This is a genomic window from Pseudomonas fluorescens Q2-87 (assembly GCF_000281895.1).
Lineage (GTDB): Bacteria > Pseudomonadota > Gammaproteobacteria > Pseudomonadales > Pseudomonadaceae > Aquipseudomonas > Aquipseudomonas fluorescens_S.
On the sequence record NZ_CM001558.1, the window covers coordinates 2310872 to 2331566 of the forward strand.

Here is a 20695-nt window from a genome sequence, read left to right on the forward strand (position 1 = left end):
AAGCCCGCTCCCACATGAGTTGTGTTTGTTCAGACCTAAAGGAGCTTTCATGCGAATCGGATTAGTCGGCTACGGCAAAGGCGGGCGATTTTTCCATGCGCCGCTGATCAGCAGCCTGCCGGGGGCCACGTTTGTCGGCGTGGTGACCCGGTCCGCCGAGCGGCGTCAGCACTTGGCCAACGATCATCCGCAGGTCCAGGCTTTCGACACGCTGCAGCAACTGGTGGCGGCTGGGGTCGATGTGGTGGTGGTGTCCACGCCTCTGGACGGGCGTCCGGCGGTGGTGATGGAGGCCATCGAACTCGGCGTAGCGGTGGTCAGCGACAAACCGTTTGCCCGTGACGCCGCACAGGCCGAAGCCATGGTGGTGGCGGCCGAACGGCGCAACGTGCCGCTGAGCGTGTACCAGAACCGTCGCTGGGACTCGGATTTCCTGACCTTGCGCAAGCTGCTCGAATCCGCTGCCCTGGGGCAGGTCGTTCGTTTCGAGTCCAGTGTCGAGCGTTATTCGCCGACGTCGTTGGGTAAAGGCAGCGGCGGGGGATTCCTGCGTGACCTGGGCAGCCATTTGGTGGACCAGGCGCTGCAACTGTTCGGCCCGGTAGCCCGGGTGTACGCCGAGCTGGACTATCGGCAGCCAGGCCAGGTGTTCGACAACGGCTTCTTCATGTCCTTGACCCATGTCTCAGGGGTGATTTCGCACTTGAGCGGCAATTGCGTGCAGAACGCGCCGCGTCCGCGTTTTCGGGTCAACGGCACCCAGGGCTGCTACACCGTAGAAGGCCTGGACGGCCAAGAGGCCCAGGCGCTGGCCGGGTTGAGTCCGGCAACCGAAGGCGAGCGCTGGGGCGTCGAGGAACATCGGCGCTGGGGCTGGTTCGAACACGGCAACGAGCGCGAGCGGGTGGCCTCGGAGCGGGGTTGCTGGATCGAGTTCTACCAGCGCCTGCAAACCGCGTTGCAGGGCGCTGGCCCTCTGCCGGTGGAGGCCCGCGATGCACTGGCGACCACGCAGGTGCTGGACGCTGCCCGGCAGAGTGCCGAGCAGGGTGAAGTGGTGGTTTTGACCACGCCCGTGGGTCATGGAATAAAAAACGAATAAAATTCTAAAACAGGTTGATATGGAAAATATTTTCCAATAAAGTCGATTCCAGGTTACCGACAATCCTGTTTGTTTTCCGCCAAGCCAGCCTTGAACGGATGACAGACGAAACAAAAACAAGAAACACAGCTAGGTACCGTCGATGAAAACCTTCAGCCGCTCTGCGTTTCACCTGTCACATCTGCTGCGCCTGTCCGCAGTCCTTCCCCTGCTCGAATCCCTGTGTATCCAGCGCAAGGGCGCCGTGGTGTGTTGCATGCCCGGTGCGCCCATCGTGCGCTTGCCCCGTTCCTGATCCGTCACGCCTTATCCATAAAACCAACAAAAAAGTGGAGAAAGACCGTTCATGAAGACCAAGACCCGCATCGCCTCGCTGGCCCTGTCATTGATGCTCACCAGCGGCGCTGCCCTGGCGGACCTGAAGATTGGCGTCAGCATGTCCCAGTTCGATGACACCTGGTTGACCTACCTGCGCGAATCCATGGACAAGAAGGCCAAGTCCCTGCCGGACGGCGTTACCTTGCAGTTCGAAGACGCCCGCAGCGACGTGGTCAAGCAACTGAGCCAGGTGGAAAGTTTCATCAGCCAGAAGGTCGACGCACTCATCGTCAACCCGGTCGACACCGCCGCGACCCAGCGCATCACCAAGGCTGCGGTGGCCGCCGGCATCCCACTGGTGTACGTGAACCGTCGGCCGGACGATCCGAAGTTGCCGGAAGGCGTGGTCACCGTTGCCTCCGACGACCTGGAAGCCGGTCGCATGCAGATGCAATACCTGGCCGACAAGATGGGCGGCAAGGGCGACATCGTGATCCTGCTGGGCGACCTCGCCAACAACTCCACCACGAACCGCACCAAGGGCGTCAAGGACATCCTCGCCAAATACCCGAACATCAAGATCGAGCAACAACAGACCGGCACCTGGTCGCGGGACAAGGGCATGACCCTGGTCAACGACTGGCTGACCCAGGGGCGTGAGTTCCAAGCGGTGGTGGCCAACAACGACGAAATGGCTATCGGCGCCGCCATGGCTCTCAAGCAAGCGGGCACCAAGAAGGGGAGCGTCTTGATTGCCGGGGTCGATGGCACGCCGGACGGCTTGAACGCCATCAAGAAAGGCGAGATGGCGGTCTCGGTGTTCCAGGACGCCAAAGGCCAGGCCGATGGCTCGATCGATACGGCGGTGAAAATGGTCAAGAAGCAGCCGGTCGAGCAGGCTGTCTGGGTGCCGTACCGCTTGATCACGCCGGATAACGTCGACCAGTTCAAGTGACGCCCGACGCACCGGCTCTACCACAACAATAAAACAGGCAAGGTCGCTTGCGACCTTGCTCAGGGAGTACCTGATCATGTTCGCTTCAGCCACTGCTTCGAGCGCCCCGGCGATGACGTTCCAGCCGGATGTAATACCTGACGACCCGTACCTGCTGGAAGTCGTCAATGTCAGCAAAGGCTTTCCCGGCGTGGTGGCCCTGTCCGATGTGCAACTGCGGGTACGTCCAGGCTCCGTCCTGGCGCTGATGGGCGAAAACGGCGCGGGCAAATCCACCCTGATGAAAATCATCGCTGGTATCTACCAACCCGATGCCGGTGAACTGCGCCTGCGCGGCAAGCCGGTGACCTTCGACACGCCCCTGGCGGCCTTGCAGTCCGGCATTGCAATGATCCACCAGGAACTGAACCTGATGCCCCACATGAGCATCGCCGAGAACATCTGGATCGGTCGCGAGCAGCTCAACGGGCTGCACATGGTCGACCACGGCGAAATGCATCGCTGCACCGCCAGACTGCTGGAGCGCCTGCGCATCAAACTCGACCCTGAAGAGCAGGTGGGCAACCTGAGCATCGCCGAGCGGCAGATGGTCGAGATCGCCAAGGCAGTGTCCTACGACTCCGACATCCTGATCATGGACGAACCGACTTCGGCCATTACCGAGACTGAAGTCGCCCATTTGTTTTCGATCATTGCCGACCTGAAATCCCAGGGCAAAGGCATTATCTACATCACCCATAAAATGAACGAAGTGTTCGCCATCGCCGATGAAGTGGCGGTGTTTCGCGACGGCGCCTACATCGGCCTGCAACGGGCCGACAGCATGGACGGCGACAGCCTGATCTCGATGATGGTCGGGCGTGAATTGAGCCAGTTGTTCCCGGTGCGGGAAAAGCCCATCGGTGAATTGGTGTTGTCGGTACGCGACCTGAGCCTGGACGGCATCTTCAAAGGCGTGTCCTTCGACCTGCATGCCGGGGAAATCCTCGGCATTGCCGGGCTGATGGGCTCGGGGCGGACCAACGTGGCCGAGGCAATTTTCGGTGTGACCCCGGCGACCGGCGGTGAAATCCGGCTGGACGGCCAACCGGTGCGCATCGGCGATCCGCACATGGCCATCGAGAAAGGTTTCGCCCTGCTGACCGAGGACCGCAAGCTCAGTGGCCTGTTTCCCTGCCTGTCCGTACTGGAAAACATGGAAATGGCGGTGTTGCCCCATTACGTCGGCAACGGCTTCATCCAGCAAAAAGCCCTGCGCGCCCTGTGCGAGGACATGTGCAAGAAGCTGCGGGTCAAGACCCCGTCGCTGGAACAGTGCATCGACACGCTGTCCGGCGGTAACCAGCAGAAAGCGCTGCTGGCGCGTTGGCTGATGACCAACCCACGCATCCTGATCCTCGACGAGCCGACCCGCGGCATTGACGTCGGTGCCAAGGCCGAGATCTACCGACTCATTTCCTACCTCGCCAGCGAAGGCATGGCGGTCATCATGATTTCCTCGGAACTGCCGGAAGTACTGGGCATGAGCGACCGGGTCATGGTGATGCACGAAGGTGACCTGATGGGCACCCTCGACCGCAGTGAAGCGACCCAGGAGCGGGTCATGCAACTGGCCTCGGGCCTGTCCTGATGCCAGTCGGCTCAGATAGACAAGTCGAGCATTAATCCCGTGGTGACGGAGCTGGCTTCCTCATCACAGATAAAAAAAGGTGAATGGCTATGAACGCGATACTGGAAAACAAACCCGCCGCCGCACCGGCCAGGACGCGCCGACGGCTGCCGACGGAGCTGAGTATCTTCCTGGTGTTGATCGGCATCGGCCTGGTGTTCGAAATGTTCGGCTGGATCATGCGCGACCAGAGTTTCCTGATGAACTCCCAGCGCCTGGTGCTGATGATCCTGCAAGTGTCGATCATCGGCCTGCTGGCCATCGGCGTGACCCAGGTGATCATTACTACCGGTATCGACTTGTCGTCTGGCTCGGTGCTGGCGCTCTCGGCAATGATTGCCGCCAGCCTGGCCCAGACCTCGGACTTCGCCAGGGCGGTATTCCCGTCCCTGACGGATTTGCCCGTGTGGATACCCGTGGTGGCGGGGCTCGGTGTGGGGCTACTGGCCGGGGCAATCAACGGCAGCATCATCGCCTTGACTGGCATCCCGCCTTTTATCGCCACCCTCGGCATGATGGTCTCGGCCCGCGGCCTGGCGCGCTACTACACCGAAGGCCAGCCGGTGAGCATGTTGTCCGATTCCTACACTGCCATCGGCCACGGCGCCATGCCAGTGATCATTTTCCTGGTGGTGGCGGTGATTTTCCACATCGCCCTGCGCTACACCAAGTACGGCAAATACACCTACGCCATCGGCGGCAACATGCAGGCGGCGCGGACCTCGGGCATTAACGTCAAGCGCCACCTGGTGATCGTGTACAGCATTGCCGGGTTGCTGGCGGGGTTGGCCGGCGTAGTCGCCTCGGCACGGGCGGCAACCGGGCAAGCGGGCATGGGCATGTCCTATGAGCTGGACGCGATTGCAGCGGCAGTGATTGGCGGAACCAGCCTGGCGGGCGGGGTGGGACGTATCACCGGGACGGTGATCGGGGCGCTGATCCTTGGAGTCATGGCCAGCGGATTTACCTTTGTCGGTGTCGACGCCTACATCCAGGACATCATCAAAGGGCTGATCATTGTGGTGGCGGTGGTCATTGATCAATACCGCAATAAACGCAAACTCAAGCGCTGATCGGTTTTTTCTGCGACAAAGCGCCACGCCTGACCCGCGTGGCGTTGCCATTTGTCTTCTTAATACAGCTATTGCACCGAATTTCTTGTTATAAACGCACTCCGACGATCACCAAAAGCCTGTCAGAGAACATTTGAAGGGGTTGTCGGACATTTTCCCTATGTTTTCAGTTGCTGAGGCCTCGACTCGGCCTTAGACTGCCGCCCCTCGTAAATTGAGTGCCGGGTGGCGCTTGGAAGAGACGGCGCCTTCCCGATGAGCGCGGCAGCTGCGCTGCGGGACGCTCCATAATTCGCCTTAATGCACGTTTTTTATAGAGATATCAATGACAAAGGAAAAGTTGCTGGCCATGCCGGCGGATGACTACATGAATGCCGAGCAGCTGGCTTTCTTCACCAAGCTGTTGCAGAACATGAAAGTCGAAACCCACGAGCGCATCGAACAGAACCGAATCGCCATTGAGAGCCTGGACACCCCGGCTGACCCGGCTGACGCTGCTTCCGTAGAAGAAGAGCGTACCTGGCTGGTCAACGCCATCGATCGCGACCAGCGCATGCTGCCCCAACTGGAGCAGGCCCTGGACCGTATCAACGATGACAGCTTTGGCTGGTGCGACGACAGCGGCGAGGCCATTGGCCTCAAGCGCCTGCTGATCAGCCCGACCACCAAGTACTGCATCGAAGCCCAGGAACGTCACGAGCAGATCGACAAGCACCAGCGTCAGGCTTGATTCGCGCTCTCTAAAAGATCGCGGCCTTCTTGAAGGAGGCCGCGATCTTTTGCTTTCCCGTGTCTGTCTCTCTACTCCCGTTGACCTGCTGCAAGAACGCGACTAATGGACCATGGATAATGGCTCGGTAGTGGCGTTTAATGCGGTCATAACAACGAAAAGTGTGGTGACGAACATGGCGACAGACGGATCTCTAACGGGTGCGGTGCCGGCCTCGGTACCTGAGACACACAGCAAGGCACGCTGGCTGACGCCGACCTTGCAGAGTCTTGCCTTGTCCTTGCTGTTGTGCGGCATGGCCCTGGGCGGCTGGTCGCTGTACCTGGGACTGCCCTTGGTGATGCTCATCGTCTGGTTGCCGCGCCTGCGTTCGCGCCTGGCCGCCGCGCCTGAACCGGCGACCGACACATTGGCCGACCTGACTCGCGATTTGTCCTACACCACCAGCCATAACGCGCTCTCGGCGGCCGGTGTCGCCTATTCGGTCAAGCAATTGGCCGGCAGGGTCCAGTCACAACTCGATGCGGCGGCGCAGATCGTCAGCAGTGCCGAGTCGATGATCGAAACCGAGCAGGCCACTTCCCAACTCAGCCAGCAGGCCCTGAGCGCCGCCAGCGAGGCCCATCGCAGCAGCGTGGCCGGGCGCAGCGAGCTGGTGGAATCCATCAGCCGCATGCACCAGCTCAGCCAGCGTGCCAACGACAGCCGTGAGCTGATCGAGGCCTTGAGCGTGCGCAGCGATGAGATCCAACGGGTCAGCCTGGTGATTCAGTCGATTGCCAGCCAGACCAACTTGCTGGCGCTGAACGCGGCCATCGAAGCGGCACGAGCCGGTGAGCATGGTCGTGGGTTCGCCGTGGTGGCCGATGAGGTCCGTGGCCTGGCCGGGCGCACAGCGGCGGCGACCGGCGAGGTCGGGGTGATGGTGGCGGACATCCAGCAGCGCACCGCCCAAGTGGTGGAACAGATCCGTCAACTGGCGGCTGATCTGGACAGCGGCGTGCGACAGGTGGAGCACACCGGCCAGCATCTGGAAAACATCGCCCGACTCGCAGAAGGGGTCGAGACGCAGGTCAGCGCCATCGCCCAGGGCACAGACACCAATCGCGAACAACTCGACAGCCTGTTCCATGCCATCGAGCAGATGCGCGGCGACTTGTCAGTCAGCGACCAGCAGACCCAACGCCTGGCCGAGGCGGCTGTGCAGATGGAGGGGCAGGCCGAAACCATCAGCGAACGCCTGGCCGAGGTGGGCCTGGACGATTATCACCAGCGGGTCTACGACCTGGCGCTGGAAGGGGCGAGCCGGATCGCTGCGCAATTCGAAGCCGACATCGACCAGGGGCGCGTCAGCCTTGAAGACCTGTTCGACCGTAACTACCAGCCGATCCCCAATACCCAGCCTGCCAAGTACCAGACCCGTTTCGACCGCTACACCGATCAGGTGCTGCCGCCGATCCAGGAACCGTTGCTGGCCCGACACGAGGGCCTGGTGTTCGCGATTGCCTGCACTCAGCAGGGTTACGTGCCTACACATAACAAGGTCTTCAGCCAGCCACTGACGGGCGACCCGCAGGTGGACACACTGAATAACCGCACCAAGCGCAAATTCTCCGATCGCACCGGGATTCGCTGCGGTAGCCACCAGCAACCCGTGCTGTTGCAGACCTACACCCGTGACACGGGGGAGCTGATGCACGATCTTTCCGTGCCGATCATGCTCAAGGGCCGGCATTGGGGTGGTTTGCGGTTGGGCTATAAGCCTGAGAAGCCGCGCTAGGCTTCGATACAAAACCACTGGCTTGCACGGGACTATGGTGGCGAGGGAGCTGTCTTGCACTTGGTCAAGGGTGGTTGCCGCTATTTACCGTCGTGCAGGCGCACATTGAGTTGATCCACCAGCACCGCCTCTTCGCCATCAGCGAGCAGCCAATCCCGCAGCAGTTCTTGCTGCTGGTCCGACCAGAAATCGGCTTCCACCAGTTTGATGTCCGGCGGCAGTGGGTGCGCCATGATGAAGTCGTCGATAGCGTTGCCGTCCGACGGCAGGCCGAGTTGATCGAATAGGGTGCTGAGGTCGTGCGAAGGCTGTTCCATGGGGGGCTCCTTTGGGTGGGCGCCGTCATGGCGCCCGGTTGCTTCCCTTTATCTGAGGCAAGCGGTCGCCAGGAGTTCGATCGGATCAGGCTTTCAGGGCCCCTTCATCCACCGCGACCTTCAGTGCCTTGGCCGCTTCCCTGGCGGCTTCGGCAGCGATTTCCGGAGTCTTGAACCAGCGATCCTTTTCCACTTGGTGCCAACTGACGGCGGTCAGGGGCGGCTTGGCACGCATTACGATGACGGCCTGGAACTCGCCTTCGACCTCTCTGGCTTCGCCCCGGATAAAAAACTCGCCGATATCAAATTCCGTCACGTCGCGCCTTCTCCTCAAATCATGTCATGGGTGCGCGAACTGCCGATAGGGGGCAGTCTTTGCTGGCGGGCAGTATGGCAGCAGTTGCCTATCGGCGGCTGAGTTTAGTCACGCAGCGACGTATTTACCGATCAGCCGTTGCGTTCCAAATGCCTGGCCAGGTTGCAGGCCTCGTTATGGTCGGTGCGGAAACCTCTTACACGCCCGGTGGAAGTTTCTTCAATATGAAAAAAACACTTGCCCGCCAGGACGACCCGGTAACGCGGTTGAATCAACGAGACTGGGAGGCAATCGACCCTGTCCAGGGGGGCGTGAGCTTCAGCAATGCAAGGGATGATGGGTTGGGGCAGGGCGGTGAAACTGGCCATGTGAATTCCTTTTCTATGGTTTACCGACGAATTGACGGGTACTTCGAGTAGTCTCCACGCCTCAGGCTGCTCTAGAATCGCCGGTGTCGTGTGGACGGTTGTGCCTATCTAAAGCAATTTTTTTTCGGCTCGATGTCAGAAAAATGCTTTTATAAGTGAGAAATTTCCCTAAAGTTAGTAGTCCCACTTTTCCGATGCTCAGCGTGGCGTTTTCCTTCAGCCTCTGACGCCCCGTCGGGAAAGACGGCGAGAGCGACAACCATTAGTCTGCTCTGCGCCCGGGACAGGGCGCACCGTTCACTTCGAATTTCTAGTTACAGGTCCATTGCGACATGACAGTCGGCACGGGTTCTCGTGGTCCGTCCTTTCCTGAGGGTGGGCCGTTTTCAAAGATGGGGATGTTTCCTTGGCAGTAAGTAATCTCGACATGCATGCGCTGTTTGTACTGGGTGACCTGCGGGCAAAACTGGTCAAACTCTTCCAGTCACGTTTCGTCTACATCACCGAACAGACCGCTGAAGGTATCTATGTTGCCGAAATCGACACCGAGTCGGCCCTGGTAGTCGATGACAAGCCCAGGCTTGAGCTCAAGGTCGGTGATCATTTCCGGGCCGCGGTATTGCCCAGTCGTGAAGGCGGCAAGTTTGAAATCCGCTTCCGCGAAATCAAACTGACGGTCTATGGCCTGGGTGACTACGCCTTCGTCACGACCACTGGCGGCCAGGCCATCCTGTTCAAGGAAGGCCACAGCGTGGTGACCGTATTTGCGGCCAACGAACAGCTGCAGGAAGGCCTGACCAAGACGCTCAAGGCGGTCACAGCCAAGGCGGCCAAATGGCGCAAGGGTGAACTTATATCCTTCAAGGCCAGCGAGTGACACGCTCGGTATCGGTGAAAAACGCCTGAGGACCGGGTTTGCACGGCCCCTGCGGTCAAACCGGTTACAGTTTCACTGGGTCTCGCTGGAACCTCGGCTACAGTCAATTGACTGAACTATTCAGGGACTTGCGTTTGGTTACGCAGGGCCGTTCAGCTATGGCTAGGTCTGGCACGAGGGATAAAGCATGAAACGAGTTCGACAGTGGCTGGCTGCCTGGGCCACCTTCGCCGTGTTGGTTTCGCCACTTGGGGCGTCGGCTGCTTCAGCACCGATCCATTTCGCTGACTTGAATTGGGAAAGTGGCAGCCTGATCACCGATATCCTGCGGATCATCGTCGAAAAAGGCTACGGGTTGCAGACCGACACTTTGCCGGGCACCACCATTACATTGGAAACCGCCCTGGCCAATAACGACATACAAGTGATCGGCGAGGAGTGGGCCGGCCGCAGCCCGGTGTGGGTCAAGGCCGAGGCCGAGGGCAAGGTGATCGCCCTGGGCGATACGGTCAAGGGCGCGACCGAGGGATGGTGGGTGCCGGAATACGTGATCAAGGGCGACCCGGCCAAGGGCATCAAGCCCTTGGCGCCGGACCTGCGCAGCGTCGAGGACCTGGCGCGCTACAAGCACGTCTTCAAGGACCCGGAGAGCCCCGACAAGGGCCGCTTCCTCAACAGCCCCATTGGCTGGACCTCCGAAGTGGTCAATAAACAGAAGCTCAAGGCGTACGGCCTGTCCGACAGCTACGTGAACTTTCGCAGTGGTTCGGGGGCAGCGCTGGATGCGGAGATCAACTCATCGATCCGTCGGGGCAAGCCGATCCTGTTTTATTACTGGTCGCCGACGCCACTGCTCGGGCGCTTCAAACTGGTGCAGCTGCAGGAGCCGCCGTTCGACGCCGAGGCCTGGAAAACCCTGACCGATGCCGATAACCCCAATCCCAAGCCAACCCGGTCGCTGGCCTCGAAACTGTCGATTGGCGTGTCAGCGCCGTTCCAGAAACAACACCCGGACGTTGCCGAGTTCTTCAGCAAGGTCGACCTGCCCATCGAGCCATTGAACAAGGCCTTGGCGGACATGAGCGAGAAGCGCACGCCACCCCGGGAGGCTGCTGAGGCGTTCCTCAAGGCCCATCCGCAAGTCTGGCAAGCATGGCTGCCCAAGGAAGTGGCAGACAAGGTTTCCGCCGGCCTGTAGGTCCTGTGGGCTGAACTCTTGATCCTGAGCAATGCGTCATCGGCTGGCAACTGGCACCCTGTGTCCGTCCAGCAAAATGCCAAATTCAAGCTAGGATGATTGTTCAACCTTTTTCAGGAGGCTGGCGAATGACGCTTCTATTGGCTCGGTCGCTGGTCGCAGTATTTGCGGCCATCAGCTTTATGCATGTGTATTGGGCCCTGGGTGGGCGCTGGGCGGCCTTGGCGGTGGTGCCCCAGGTGCCGGTCAAGCAAGGCGGGTCGCTGCGTCCGGCGTTCAACCCCTCGGGCTGGCTGACCCTGGTGGTCGCGCTGTCGCTGTTGATGATTGCGGTTCTGGTGTGCCTGCGGGTCGGCCTGCTGGCACCGCCCGTCACCCATCGTGCATTGCAATGGCTGATCAGCGCAGTTGCCCTGCTGATGTTCGCCCGGGCCATTGGCGAGTCGAACCTGGTAGGCTTTTTCAAGGAGGTCAAGGGATCGAGGTTTGCCAAGCTCGATACTTGGGTCTATTCGCCATTGTGTGTCGTGCTTGGGGCGGGCTTGCTGACAGTGGCCTGGGCCTGAACGACAGCGGGACACAACCCGTTTTGTGTGGCAAGGATGTCCTCGCTGTCAGCCATCCTTGCCGTTTCGGCGGCTACTGACCTCCGCCGGCACATCATCCCCCGCCATGCGCTTGCGAAACAACGCGGCGCGGGCCAGCAGGAGGGTGGTCACCGGTACGGTAACCGACAGCAGGATCGGTATCAGCCAGGCATGCAGCACCGGCCCGGACTTGAGCGCCGAAAAATAGATGATCGAGGCCAGCGCCACGCACCAGGCTCCCAGCGTGGAAGCCAGGGCCGGCGGGTGCATGCGCTGGAAATAATCCTTCAAGCGCACCAGGCCAATGGCCCCGGCCAAGGCAAAAAGGCTACTGAGCACCAGCAGGATCGCCACCGGGATTTCAACCCACATCGACAATTGGCCGGTCATTCGATCACCTCGCCACGCAACAGGAACTTGGCCAGGGCAAACGAGCCGACAAAGCCGAACAGGGCGATCAACAACGCTGCCTCGAAATAAGTGTCGCTGGCATAACGGACACCCAGCACCAGCATCATCAACATTGCCACGATGTACAGGTAATCCAGGGCCAGGACCCGATCCTGCGCCGAAGGCCCCTTGAACAGCCGCAACAGCGTCAACACCATCGCCACGGAAAACAGGAACAGGCTCAACACAATCGCATTGGACAGCAGCGGGCTCATTCGAAAATCTCCATCAGCGGGCGTTCGTAGGTGGTCTTGAAATGCGCGATGAATGACGCCTCGTCCTCCAGGTCGAATACATGCAGCAGCAAGACGCTGCGGTCCAGGGCCAGTTCCGACCAGACCGTCCCGGGGATCACGGTAGTAATCATCGACAGCGCGGCCAGGCCGTTAGCGTCGTGCAGGTCCAGCGGCACCTTGATGAACCGCGAGCGAGGCGGCCGACGTCCGGCGTTCAATACACTCCAGGCCACCAGCAGGTTGGAGACCAACACGTCGCGGCCCACCAGCAGGAACAAGCGCAGCATCACCCACGGGCGGCGAATGCGGATCGGGCGCGGGCGCAGCGGACGCATCATCAGCGGTGCCACGAAGCCCAACGCAGCCCCCAACAACATATGGCCGGCGCTTACAGACGCATTCAATACCAGCCACAGCAGCCAGAGCGCCAGGGACAACCAGGGGGCAGGAAACAGGCGCTTCATGGCTGTACCTCCCGCAGGGCGGCGCTGGCTTCGGGGCTGGGCACGGCGCGGGTGGCGAGCACCGACATCACGTAGTGTTCCGGGGTGTTCAGCGCCTCGGCGGCGGACTGGGTATAGCGCAGCAATGGCTCGGCCTTGAACGTCAGTGCGATGCCCAGCCCCAGCAGCACGATGATCGGCAGGCATTCGAAAGGCCGCAGCAATGGTGATGGGCGCTCCTGTGGCGTCCAGAAACGTTGGATGCCCAGGCGGGAGAAGGCAATCAACGAGGCCAGCCCCGACAGGATCAGCAACGCCAACAGGCCCCACGCCTGGTTCGACACCGGTGCCCCGGCGCTGGCCCCGAGCCCTTGGGGATTGAGCAGGGCACTCAGCAGGCCCAGCTTGCCGATGAATCCCGACAGCGGCGGCATGCCGATGATCAGCAGGGCGCAGAAGATAAAACTCAAGCCAAGGAACGCCATGGTCCAGGGAATCACTTGCCCGACGACGGCTTTCTGTTCGTCGTCGAGGTTGATGCCCTTGGGCGGTTCCAGGGATTCCAATGGTTTTGGCAAGGTGTCCAGGTCATCGTCCATGGACATGTCGTTGGCCGAGCGTGAGCGTTCGATCAGTTCGGCCAGCAAGAACAGCGCACAAAGCGCCAGCGTCGAGCTCACCAGGTAGAACAGGGCCGCGCCCACCAGGTTAGGTTGGGCAAAGCCAATGGCCGACAACAGGATCCCCGCTGATACGAGGATGCTCAGGCTGGCCATGCGCTCCAGGCGCTGGGCCGCCAGGATGGCGATGGCGGCGCAGACGATGGTCGCCATGCCGCCGTAGACCAGCCAATCGGCGCCGAAATAGGCGGAAGCGCCAGCCTGGCCGGAAAACAGCAATGTCCACAGGCGCAGGATCGTGTAGACGCCGACCTTGGTCATGATCGCGAACAGCGCTGCCACCGGCGCGCTGGCAGCGCTGTAGGCCGGCACCAGCCAGAAGTTCAGCGGCCACATGCCCGCCTTGGCCAGGAACGCCACCGCAAGTATGGCGGCCCCGGCGTGGAGTAAGCCGCGATCGGCTTCCGGCACCAGCGGGATTTTCAGGGCCAGGTCGGCCATGTTCAACGTGCCGGTGACACCGTAGATCAGCGCCGCGCCGATCAGGAACAGCGACGAGGCCAGCAGGTTGATGGAAATGTAATGCAGGCCCGACGACACCCGCGCCCGCCCCGAACCGTGCAACAGCAAACCATAGGAGGCTGCCAACAACACTTCGAAGAACACGAACAGGTTGAACAGGTCCGCCGTCAGGAAGGCCCCGTAGAGGCCCATCAGTTGGATCTGGAACAGCGCATGGAAACTGGCCCCGGCGCGGTCCCAGCGGGCGGTGGCGAAGAGCAGGGCGCTGACGCCGATGATGCCGGTCAGCACCAGCATCAGGGCTGATAGGCGATCGACCACCAACACGATGCCGAACGGCGCCTGCCAGTTGCCTGGCAGGTACACGCCGATGGACGCGGGCAGGGCCTGGTCCTGGGTCCAGCGCAGCAACAGCACGGCGATGCCCAGGCCCAGCAGGCTGGAGAACAGATTGATCCGAGCCTTGAGCGGCCGGTGTTTCTCGCCCAGCATCAGCATCACTGCAGCGGTCAGCAGCGGCAGCAGGATGGGCGCGGCGATCAGGTGAGGCGTCAACATCATTCCCGGGGCTCCCGGCCGTCCACGTGGTCGGTGCCGGTCAGGCCCCTGGACGCCAGCAGTACCACCAGGAACAACGCGGTCATGGCGAAGCTGATCACGATGGCAGTCAGCACCAGGGCCTGTGGCAGCGGGTCGGTGTAGTGCAGCAGGTCCTGGGGCACGCCGTCCTTGATGATCGGTTCCTTGCCGATGAACAGGCTGCCCATGCTGAAGATAAACAGGTTCACGCCATAAGACAGCAGGCACAGACCCATGACCACTTGAAAGGTCCGGGGCCGCAACACCAGCCAGACACCGGAGGCGGCCAGGACGCCAATTGCGATTGCGATGACTTCTTCCATCAGGCGGTGGCTCCTTTGACGGGGGCGACGGGTTTGGCTTGCAGGCCCGGTTTATGGGCCCGCACCGACTGGTGAGCCAGGGCGGTGAGGATCAACAGGGTGGAACCGACTACCACGGCGTATACACCGATGTCGAAGAACAGCGCGCTGGCCACATGGATATCACCCAGCAGCGGCCATTCGAAATGCCAGGTGTGGGTGGTCAGGAACGGATAACCCACGGCCATCGCCCCCAGGCCCGTGGCGGTGGCGAACAGCAGCCCGGTGCCCATCCAGCGCAGCGGTCGCAGGCTCATTTGCGCCTCGACCCACTGGGTGCCGGCGACCATGTATTGCAGGATGAACGCCACGGACATCACCAACCCCGCGACAAAACCGCCGCCCGGTTGGTTGTGACCGCGCATGAACAGGTAGAACGACACCACCAGGGCGACCGGCAGCAGCAAGCGGACCAGCACCGACGGCACCATCATGAAGCCCAGCGCGGTGTCGCTGGCATGGCGCGGGTTGACCAGGTCGGTGACCACATCCGGCGCCAGCAGGCGCTGTTGCGCCGGTAACTGCATGCTTTCCTTCGGAGGGCGGAAACGCCGGAGCAGGGCGAACACTGCCAGGGCCACCGCCACCAGCACGGTGATCTCGCCCAGCGTGTCGAAGCCACGGAAATCCACCAGCATCACGTTCACCACGTTGCTGCCGCCGCCTTCGGGCAGGGCCCGGCTGAGGTAGAACGAGGAGATGTCGTTGGGCGTCTGGCGCGTCAGCATCGCATAGGCCAGCAGCGCCATGCCGCCACCCACCGCGATGGACAACAGCAAGTCCCGCAGGCGCCGGATGCGCGCGCGTCGCTCACTGTTGGGCCGTGGCGATGCATCTTCGATCCGCCGTGGCAGCCAGCGCAGGCCGAGCAGGATCAGTACCGTGGTGACCACTTCCACCACCAGTTGGGTCAAGGCCAGGTCGGGCGCGGAGAACCAGACGAAGGTCACGCAGGTCATCAGGCCGCAGACGCTGACCATGGTCAGGGCCGCGAGCCGGTGGTACTTGGCTTGCCACGCCGCGCCCAGGGCACAGGCGATGGCCAGCAACCAGAGAATGACGAACACGATGGAACCGGGGATCTTCGGCCGGTCGCCCCAGACCAGCGTGGAATTCAGCATCGGGATCAACCCGGCGAGTACCGCCGCCAGCACCAGCCAGAATAACTGGGCTTGCAGGCGCCGGGTGCTGATCAGCCGCTCCAGCCGGCGGCCCAGGCGCATCATCACCACCAGGCTGCGCTCGAACAGGCGTTTGCCGCTGAACCGACCAATGAACGGGGTGCGTTTGATGTGCCCGCGCCTCAACTGATTGCGCAACAGCAGGTACAACACGACGCCGCCGGACATGGCCACCAGGCTCATGATCATCGGCGCGTTCAGGCCATGCCAGATCGCCAGGCTGTACTGCGGCAGCGTGCCGCCCACCACGGGCAACGCGGCCGCAGCCAGCAACGAACCGACCACCTGGGCCGGGAAAATCCCTACCAGCAGGCAAGTGAACACCAATAGCTCCACCGGTGCGCGCATCCAACGTGGCGGCTCGTGGGGCGTATGGGGCAGGTCGGTGGCGGTGGGGCCGAAGAACACGTCCACGGTGAAGCGCAAGGAATAGGCAACGCTGAACGTCCCGGCAATGGTGGCGATGATCGGCAGCGCCAGCTCGACCCAGGCCGTGGCGGAAATGAACACGGTCTCGGCGAAGAACATTTCCTTGGACAGGAAACCGTTGAGCAGCGGTACTCCGGCCATCGCCGCGCTGGCGACCATTGCCAGCGTGGCGGTGAACGGAATCAAGCGGACCAGGCCACTGAGCCTGCGGATATCCCGGGTGCCGCTTTCGTGGTCGATGATCCCGGCGGCCATGAACAGCGAGGCCTTGAAGGTAGCGTGATTGAGAATATGGAACACCGCCGCCACCGCCGCCAGCGGACTGTTCAGGCCCAGCAGCAGGGTGATCAGCCCTAAATGGCTGATGGTGGAATAGGCCAGCAGCCCCTTGAGGTCGTTCTGGAACATCGCGCAGTAGGCGCCCAGCAGCAACGTACAGGCCCCGGCGCCGCCGACGATGTAGAACCATTCTTCACTGCCCGACAGTGATGGCCACAACCGCGCCAGCAGGAACACCCCGGCCTTGACCATGGTGGCCGAGTGCAGATACGCCGACACCGGCGTGGGAGCGGCCATGGCATGGGGGAGCCAGAAGTGGAAAGGGAATTGCGCGCTTTTGCTCAAGGCGCCGATCAAGATCAGCGGGAGCAGGATGGGATAGAGGGCATGAGCTCGAATCAGGTCGCCGGCGGCCAGGACCTTATCCAGGTCATAGCTGCCCACCACATGGCCGAGCAGCATAACCCCGGCCAACAGGCAAAGCCCGCCGGCCCCGGTCACCATCAAGGCCATGTAGGCACCGCGCCGGGCGTCGGCGCGGTGATGCCAGTAGCCGATCAGCAAGAATGAAAACAGGCTGGTCAGTTCCCAGAAAAACACCATCTGCACCAAGTTGCCGGAAATCACCAGCCCGAGCATCGCGCCCATGAACGCGAGGAAAAAGGCGAAGAAGCGTGGCACCGGATCGTCCGGCGACATGTAGTAGCGGGCATACAGGGACACCAGCGTGCCGATGCCCAGCACCAGCAACGAAAACAGCCAGGCGAACCCGTCCAGGCGCAGCACGAAATCCAGGCCCAGGCTGGGTAGCCAGGAATACGTTTCACGAATCACGCCGCCATCGGCGATTTGCGGGTACAGCAAGGCCACCTGAACGGTGCCGACCAGGGCCACCAGGCCTGCCAGCAAGGATTCGGCGTTACGGGCGTTATGCGGCAGCAGTGCCGCGACACAGCTGCCAATGAAGGGCAAAAGCAATAGAACTATCAGTGACATAGGCTTCTATTCGGCGGGGGATGGCAAGGATCATACGTGGCGTATTCCCGATCACCAACCGCGAGGATGTCGCAGAATCCTACAGGGTAGGTGGAGTTTTCCTGTTTCGCGCCATCTCAGCTGAGCGGATCGCAATGATTTTCCGGGCTCAGCCTTCGCGCTCAAGCACCTCATCCACCTCGACGCCGCCTTTGTTGCGCGTCTTCAACTCACTGACAATCACCGCCGCCACGATCAGCACCGCGCCGAACAACGCAATCGCGGGCAACCGCTCGCCCGCCAGGCGCCCGGCAATGCCGGCCCACACCGGCTCGCCGGCATAGATCAGCGTGGCACGGGTGGGCGAGACACTTTTCTGGGCCCAGTTCATCGCCACCTGGATCGCGGCACTGGCCGCTCCCAGGCCTATGGCACTGACCAGCAGCAGCCAGGAAAAGTCCGGGATCGTTTCTTGGGTCGGCACCACCATCAGCAATGCCAGCACCGCCGTGCTTGCCAGTTGCACCACGGTTACCCGGCGCACGTCGACCTGGCCGGCATAGGCGCTGATCAGGATGATTTCGGCGGCGATGGCGATGGCGCTGATCAACGTGGCGATTTCACCAGGACTGAAGTTCAGCGATGCGCCGGCGGGCCCCGATACCAGCATCAGGCCGGCGAATGCCAGCATGATGCCGATGCTGGGCATCAAGCCAGGGCGACGGCCGAGTACCAGCCACTGCAACAGCGGCACGAACGGCACGTAGAGCGCGGTAATAAATGCTGATTGGCTGCTGGGGATGGTTTGCAGGCCGACGGTCTGCAAACCGTAGCCGAGCATGATCGCCACGCCAATGAAGCAGCCGGCCTTGAACTCGAACAGGGTCAGGTCGCGCAAATGACGCCAGGAGAACAGCGCCACGAACCCCGCGGCGGCGGCAAAACGCAGGCCGACGAAAAACATTGGCCCGCTGACCGTCATCGCGTGCTGCACCAGCAAGAACGTCCCGCCCCAGATCATGGTGATCAGCACCAGCACGCACTCGGCCTTGCTGAACCGGGAGAAACGGGAGGAAGCTTGAGGAGAATTCACCGATGCCATGACCTTGCGCGCTACTTGAGGCAGACGCACAATGCGCCCGAAGTTGGGCAGTATAATGCGCAACCCCAGCAGATGAGCAATATAGTGCACAAAGATAACGGCCAGCGGGCCTCCGTCCTCCAACACGTCAGCCAGAACGTGCGTCGCCTGCGGCATGCTGCGCAACTCAGCCAGACCGCGCTGGCGCAGCTGTCCGGCGTCAGCCGGCGGATGCTGGTGGCCATCGAGGCCGGCGAAAAGAACGTCAGCCTGACCACCCTGGACCGCGTGGCCGAGGCGCTCGACGTGGCCTTCAGCGATCTGATCCAGGCCCCCGACGCCCGCGACCCGAGCCGCATCAACGAGCTGGCCTGGGCGGGCACCATTGCCGGCAGCAAAGCCGTCTTGCTGGCAAAAGCCACCGCCAACCGCGAAGTCGAACTTTGGGAATGGCGCCTGGAGCCCGGCGAGCATTACCCTAGCGAACCCGATGCTGACGGCTGGAGCGAACAGCTTTATGTCTTCGAGGGTTGCCTGACGCTACTGTTGGGCAATGAAGAGCGCCGCATCGGCGCCGGTGAGTTTTTCATGTTCGCCAGCAACCAGCCCCATGCCTACCGCAACGATGGGCCGGTGGCGGCGAGATTCGTACGCAACGTGGTGATTTGATCCTGGAGAGCGGTATGGACACAGCGTTGGATCGACAGGCTCGCGACGTTACTCGCGAAGCCGATATCCTGATTATCGGCGGCGGCCTGAGCGGTGCCATGCTGGCGGCGCAACTCTTGCGCCTGCCAGGCCGACGCGAGGTGCTGATCGTCGAGCCGCGCAGTGAATTGGGCCGGGGAGAGGCCTACAGCGCCGTGGAGTTGGGCCACACCTTGAACGGTAACGCGGCGCGCATGAGTGTCGATCCGGACAACGCCGATGACCTGACCCAATGGCTCACCGCGTTCATCGAGGCGGGTGGCTGGCCTGAGTCGGATCAGCAGCATGTGCCAGTCAGCGAGCTGTTCCCACCCCGGGGGATTTTCGGTCTATATGTGCAGCAGCGCTTGGCGCAAGCCCGGGCGCAGGGTGCGCAGCACGGTTCCACGGCGGACCACGTCCGTGCGCAAGCCGTGGATGTGCAGATCGAGGGCGGTGCTGTACGGGTGACCTTGAACGATGGGCAGACCTTGCGTGGACGTTTCGCCGTGCTCGCCACCGGCATGTTCCCGGCGGCGCGCACCCCGCAGACCGCATCCAGCGGCTTGAATGCCGCTGCGCTGGATCCTTGGGATGTGGCTGCGATGCGCCAACTCGATCCCCAGTCGACGGTGCTGATTATCGGCTCCGGGCTGACCATGGTTGACGCCGTCGTGTCCCTGGAACAGGCCGGGCATCGCGGGCCGATCGAAGTGTTTTCCCGTCATGGGCTGCTGCCTCATGTGCGCCGCCAGCCACCCGCCTGGGTGGATTTCCTGGCCGAAGACCACAGCTTGCGTTCACCTCGGCAATTGATGCGGGCCCTGCGCGATCAATGCCGCCAGGCGATGGCCCAGGGCATCGATTGGCAGGCGCCGCTGGATACGGTACGCGCCCATATCGGGCGCTTGTGGAATCAGGCCAGCGATGTGCAACGCCGACAGTTCGTCCGGCATGTACGGCCATGGTGGGAGAGCCATCACCATCGTTCGCCGCCGTTGAGCGCCGAGCTGGTGGCGCGTTTGCATGGGGAAGGGCGGTTGCGGATCCAGGCGGCGTCGTTCAAGGGGTTGGCGTCGTCTCCCGAGGGCACAGTGGGTATCCGCATCCGTCGACGGGGCGAGGTCGGACTGACCGTGGTGCAGGGCGCAGCGCTGATCAACTCCAGCGGCATCGAATATGATTGGCGCCGGGTTGCGCGACCGTTGCCACAGCAACTGCTGGCCCGTGGGCTGATCCAGCCGGGGCCGCTGGCCCTGGGCATTGCCGCCCGTCCCGACGGCACGGTGCTGGGTGCCCAAGGGGAGGCGACCGGGCGCCTGTTTGCCATGGGCCCGCCGCTGCGGGGAATGTGGTGGGAAAGCACCGCCGTGACCGACGTGGCGAGCCAGGCCAAGGCGCTGGCGGCGCGGTTGGTTGAGCTGGATACCCAGGCTTTAGGCTGAACGCGGTCCCCCGTGGCGAGGGAGCTTGCTCCCGCTGGGCTACGTAGTAGCCCCAAAACCATTCACCCGGGTGTGTCAGGGGCATCGCATTCAGTCTCTATCAGGGCTGCTGCGCA

22 protein-coding genes are annotated in these 20695 nt (G+C 62.0%); 12 read left to right on the plus strand and 10 right to left on the minus strand.

Features of this window, described 5'->3' with window-relative positions; genetic code table 11:
- Nucleotides 1-49 precede the first annotated feature (49 nt).
- The 7 genes from PFLQ2_RS17195 (at nt 50) to PFLQ2_RS17170 (ending at nt 7627) form a co-directional block, all read left to right on the plus strand.
- Nucleotides 50-1102: a Gfo/Idh/MocA family protein gene (locus PFLQ2_RS17195; RefSeq protein WP_003180512.1), complete on the plus strand. Its 1053-nt coding sequence runs from the start codon at nt 50-52 to the stop codon at nt 1100-1102.
- A 142-nt stretch (nt 1103-1244) separates the two neighbouring features.
- Complete coding sequence (locus tag PFLQ2_RS30445) at nt 1245-1397, plus strand: hypothetical protein (RefSeq protein ID WP_003180513.1); 153 nt, start codon at nt 1245-1247, stop codon at nt 1395-1397.
- A gap of 51 nt (nt 1398-1448) precedes the next feature.
- On the plus strand, nt 1449-2375 hold the full coding sequence (locus PFLQ2_RS17190; protein ID WP_003180514.1) for a sugar ABC transporter substrate-binding protein: 927 nt from the start codon (nt 1449-1451) through the stop codon (nt 2373-2375).
- A 76-nt stretch (nt 2376-2451) separates the two neighbouring features.
- On the plus strand, nt 2452-4005 hold the full coding sequence (locus PFLQ2_RS17185) for a sugar ABC transporter ATP-binding protein (RefSeq protein ID WP_003180515.1): 1554 nt from the start codon (nt 2452-2454) through the stop codon (nt 4003-4005).
- A gap of 89 nt (nt 4006-4094) precedes the next feature.
- Nucleotides 4095-5117 carry an ABC transporter permease gene (locus PFLQ2_RS17180; RefSeq protein WP_003180516.1) on the plus strand — a complete coding sequence of 341 codons (1023 nt, stop codon included), beginning with the start codon at nt 4095-4097 and terminating at the stop codon, nt 5115-5117.
- Between the two features lie 325 nt (nt 5118-5442).
- Nucleotides 5443-5847 (plus strand): TraR/DksA family transcriptional regulator, encoded by a 405-nt coding sequence (locus PFLQ2_RS17175; RefSeq protein WP_003180518.1) that lies wholly within the window; start codon nt 5443-5445, stop codon nt 5845-5847.
- A 175-nt stretch (nt 5848-6022) separates the two neighbouring features.
- On the plus strand, nt 6023-7627 hold the full coding sequence (locus tag PFLQ2_RS17170; RefSeq protein WP_003180520.1) for a methyl-accepting chemotaxis protein: 1605 nt from the start codon (nt 6023-6025) through the stop codon (nt 7625-7627).
- Nucleotides 7628-7707: 80 nt separating this feature from the next.
- On the opposite strand, the gene PFLQ2_RS17165 is transcribed toward PFLQ2_RS17170, so the two are convergent.
- From PFLQ2_RS17165 to PFLQ2_RS17160, 3 genes are all read right to left on the minus strand, one after another.
- Nucleotides 7708-7944 carry a DUF2789 family protein gene (locus PFLQ2_RS17165; RefSeq protein WP_003180522.1) on the minus strand — a complete coding sequence of 79 codons (237 nt, stop codon included), beginning with the start codon at nt 7942-7944 and terminating at the stop codon, nt 7708-7710.
- 85 nt (nt 7945-8029) lie between these two features.
- Complete coding sequence (locus PFLQ2_RS27695; RefSeq protein WP_033045976.1) at nt 8030-8260, minus strand: hypothetical protein; 231 nt, start codon at nt 8258-8260, stop codon at nt 8030-8032.
- A gap of 131 nt (nt 8261-8391) precedes the next feature.
- The gene (locus tag PFLQ2_RS17160; RefSeq protein ID WP_003180526.1) at nt 8392-8628 is read right to left on the minus strand and encodes a hypothetical protein; all 237 of its coding nucleotides are present in this window, start codon (nt 8626-8628) and stop codon (nt 8392-8394) included.
- A gap of 427 nt (nt 8629-9055) precedes the next feature.
- On the opposite strand from PFLQ2_RS17160, the gene PFLQ2_RS17155 reads away from it, so the two are divergent.
- From PFLQ2_RS17155 to PFLQ2_RS17145, 3 genes are all read left to right on the plus strand, one after another.
- Complete coding sequence (locus tag PFLQ2_RS17155) at nt 9056-9505, plus strand: hypothetical protein (protein WP_003180527.1); 450 nt, start codon at nt 9056-9058, stop codon at nt 9503-9505.
- A gap of 187 nt (nt 9506-9692) precedes the next feature.
- Entirely contained in the window at nt 9693-10703 is a 1011-nt protein-coding gene (locus PFLQ2_RS17150) for an ABC transporter substrate-binding protein (RefSeq protein WP_003180529.1), read from the plus strand.
- A gap of 128 nt (nt 10704-10831) precedes the next feature.
- Entirely contained in the window at nt 10832-11269 is a 438-nt protein-coding gene (locus PFLQ2_RS17145; RefSeq protein WP_003180531.1) for a DUF3995 domain-containing protein, read from the plus strand.
- Between the two features lie 48 nt (nt 11270-11317).
- Here PFLQ2_RS17145 and PFLQ2_RS17140 read toward each other — a convergent pair whose 3' ends face one another.
- The 7 genes from PFLQ2_RS17140 to PFLQ2_RS17110 form a co-directional block, all read right to left on the minus strand.
- Nucleotides 11318-11680, minus strand: coding sequence for a Na+/H+ antiporter subunit G (locus PFLQ2_RS17140; RefSeq protein ID WP_003180533.1), 363 nt, complete (start codon nt 11678-11680; stop codon nt 11318-11320).
- Nucleotides 11677-11955 (minus strand): K+/H+ antiporter subunit F, encoded by a 279-nt coding sequence (locus PFLQ2_RS17135; protein ID WP_003180534.1) that lies wholly within the window; start codon nt 11953-11955, stop codon nt 11677-11679. The genes PFLQ2_RS17140 and PFLQ2_RS17135 overlap by 4 nt, the downstream gene beginning before the upstream one ends.
- A complete protein-coding gene (locus PFLQ2_RS17130; protein WP_003180536.1) occupies nt 11952-12440 on the minus strand; it encodes a Na+/H+ antiporter subunit E in 489 nt (162 codons plus the stop codon). Before PFLQ2_RS17130 ends, PFLQ2_RS17135 begins: the two co-directional genes overlap by 4 nt.
- Nucleotides 12437-14122 carry a monovalent cation/H+ antiporter subunit D gene (locus PFLQ2_RS17125; protein ID WP_003180538.1) on the minus strand — a complete coding sequence of 562 codons (1686 nt, stop codon included), beginning with the start codon at nt 14120-14122 and terminating at the stop codon, nt 12437-12439. Before PFLQ2_RS17125 ends, PFLQ2_RS17130 begins: the two co-directional genes overlap by 4 nt.
- On the minus strand, nt 14119-14463 hold the full coding sequence (locus PFLQ2_RS17120) for a Na+/H+ antiporter subunit C (protein WP_003180540.1): 345 nt from the start codon (nt 14461-14463) through the stop codon (nt 14119-14121). Before PFLQ2_RS17120 ends, PFLQ2_RS17125 begins: the two co-directional genes overlap by 4 nt.
- A complete protein-coding gene (locus PFLQ2_RS17115; RefSeq protein WP_003180541.1) occupies nt 14463-17387 on the minus strand; it encodes a monovalent cation/H+ antiporter subunit A in 2925 nt (974 codons plus the stop codon). The genes PFLQ2_RS17120 and PFLQ2_RS17115 overlap by 1 nt, the downstream gene beginning before the upstream one ends.
- Before the next feature lie 148 nt (nt 17388-17535).
- Nucleotides 17536-18558: a DMT family transporter gene (locus PFLQ2_RS17110; RefSeq protein ID WP_033045977.1), complete on the minus strand. Its 1023-nt coding sequence runs from the start codon at nt 18556-18558 to the stop codon at nt 17536-17538.
- Here PFLQ2_RS17110 and PFLQ2_RS17105 point away from each other — a divergent pair.
- Nucleotides 18553-19116, plus strand: a complete 564-nt coding sequence (locus PFLQ2_RS17105) for a helix-turn-helix domain-containing protein (RefSeq protein WP_003180545.1) — start codon at nt 18553-18555, stop codon at nt 19114-19116. The two genes, PFLQ2_RS17110 and PFLQ2_RS17105, sit on opposite strands and share 6 nt — an antisense overlap.
- A gap of 14 nt (nt 19117-19130) precedes the next feature.
- A complete protein-coding gene (locus PFLQ2_RS17100) occupies nt 19131-20579 on the plus strand; it encodes an FAD/NAD(P)-binding protein (protein ID WP_003180547.1) in 1449 nt (482 codons plus the stop codon).
- Nucleotides 20580-20695: the final 116 nt, after the last annotated feature.

Excerpts from the sequence above, each read along its gene's own strand:
- PFLQ2_RS17135 (WP_003180534.1), bottom strand. The coding sequence starts at position 11,955 with ATGAGCCCGCTGCTGTCCAATGCGATTGTGTTGAGCCTGTTCCTGTTT.
- PFLQ2_RS17175 (WP_003180518.1), top strand. The coding sequence starts at position 5,443 with ATGACAAAGGAAAAGTTGCTGGCCATGCCGGCGGATGACTACATGAAT.
- PFLQ2_RS17140 (WP_003180533.1), bottom strand. The coding sequence starts at position 11,680 with ATGACCGGCCAATTGTCGATGTGGGTTGAAATCCCGGTGGCGATCCTG.
- PFLQ2_RS17145 (WP_003180531.1), top strand. The coding sequence starts at position 10,832 with ATGACGCTTCTATTGGCTCGGTCGCTGGTCGCAGTATTTGCGGCCATC.
- PFLQ2_RS17130 (WP_003180536.1), bottom strand. The coding sequence starts at position 12,440 with ATGAAGCGCCTGTTTCCTGCCCCCTGGTTGTCCCTGGCGCTCTGGCTG.
- PFLQ2_RS17185 (WP_003180515.1), top strand. The coding sequence starts at position 2,452 with ATGTTCGCTTCAGCCACTGCTTCGAGCGCCCCGGCGATGACGTTCCAG.
- PFLQ2_RS17165 (WP_003180522.1), bottom strand. The coding sequence starts at position 7,944 with ATGGAACAGCCTTCGCACGACCTCAGCACCCTATTCGATCAACTCGGC.
- PFLQ2_RS17195 (WP_003180512.1), top strand. The coding sequence starts at position 50 with ATGCGAATCGGATTAGTCGGCTACGGCAAAGGCGGGCGATTTTTCCAT.
- PFLQ2_RS17160 (WP_003180526.1), bottom strand. The coding sequence starts at position 8,628 with ATGGCCAGTTTCACCGCCCTGCCCCAACCCATCATCCCTTGCATTGCT.
- PFLQ2_RS17115 (WP_003180541.1), bottom strand. The coding sequence starts at position 17,387 with ATGTCACTGATAGTTCTATTGCTTTTGCCCTTCATTGGCAGCTGTGTC.
- PFLQ2_RS17155 (WP_003180527.1), top strand. The coding sequence starts at position 9,056 with ATGCATGCGCTGTTTGTACTGGGTGACCTGCGGGCAAAACTGGTCAAA.
- PFLQ2_RS17100 (WP_003180547.1), top strand. The coding sequence starts at position 19,131 with ATGGACACAGCGTTGGATCGACAGGCTCGCGACGTTACTCGCGAAGCC.
- PFLQ2_RS17120 (WP_003180540.1), bottom strand. The coding sequence starts at position 14,463 with ATGGAAGAAGTCATCGCAATCGCAATTGGCGTCCTGGCCGCCTCCGGT.
- PFLQ2_RS17150 (WP_003180529.1), top strand. The coding sequence starts at position 9,693 with ATGAAACGAGTTCGACAGTGGCTGGCTGCCTGGGCCACCTTCGCCGTG.
- PFLQ2_RS17170 (WP_003180520.1), top strand. The coding sequence starts at position 6,023 with ATGGCGACAGACGGATCTCTAACGGGTGCGGTGCCGGCCTCGGTACCT.
- PFLQ2_RS17190 (WP_003180514.1), top strand. The coding sequence starts at position 1,449 with ATGAAGACCAAGACCCGCATCGCCTCGCTGGCCCTGTCATTGATGCTC.
- PFLQ2_RS30445 (WP_003180513.1), top strand. The coding sequence starts at position 1,245 with ATGAAAACCTTCAGCCGCTCTGCGTTTCACCTGTCACATCTGCTGCGC.
- PFLQ2_RS17180 (WP_003180516.1), top strand. The coding sequence starts at position 4,095 with ATGAACGCGATACTGGAAAACAAACCCGCCGCCGCACCGGCCAGGACG.
- PFLQ2_RS17125 (WP_003180538.1), bottom strand. The coding sequence starts at position 14,122 with ATGATGTTGACGCCTCACCTGATCGCCGCGCCCATCCTGCTGCCGCTG.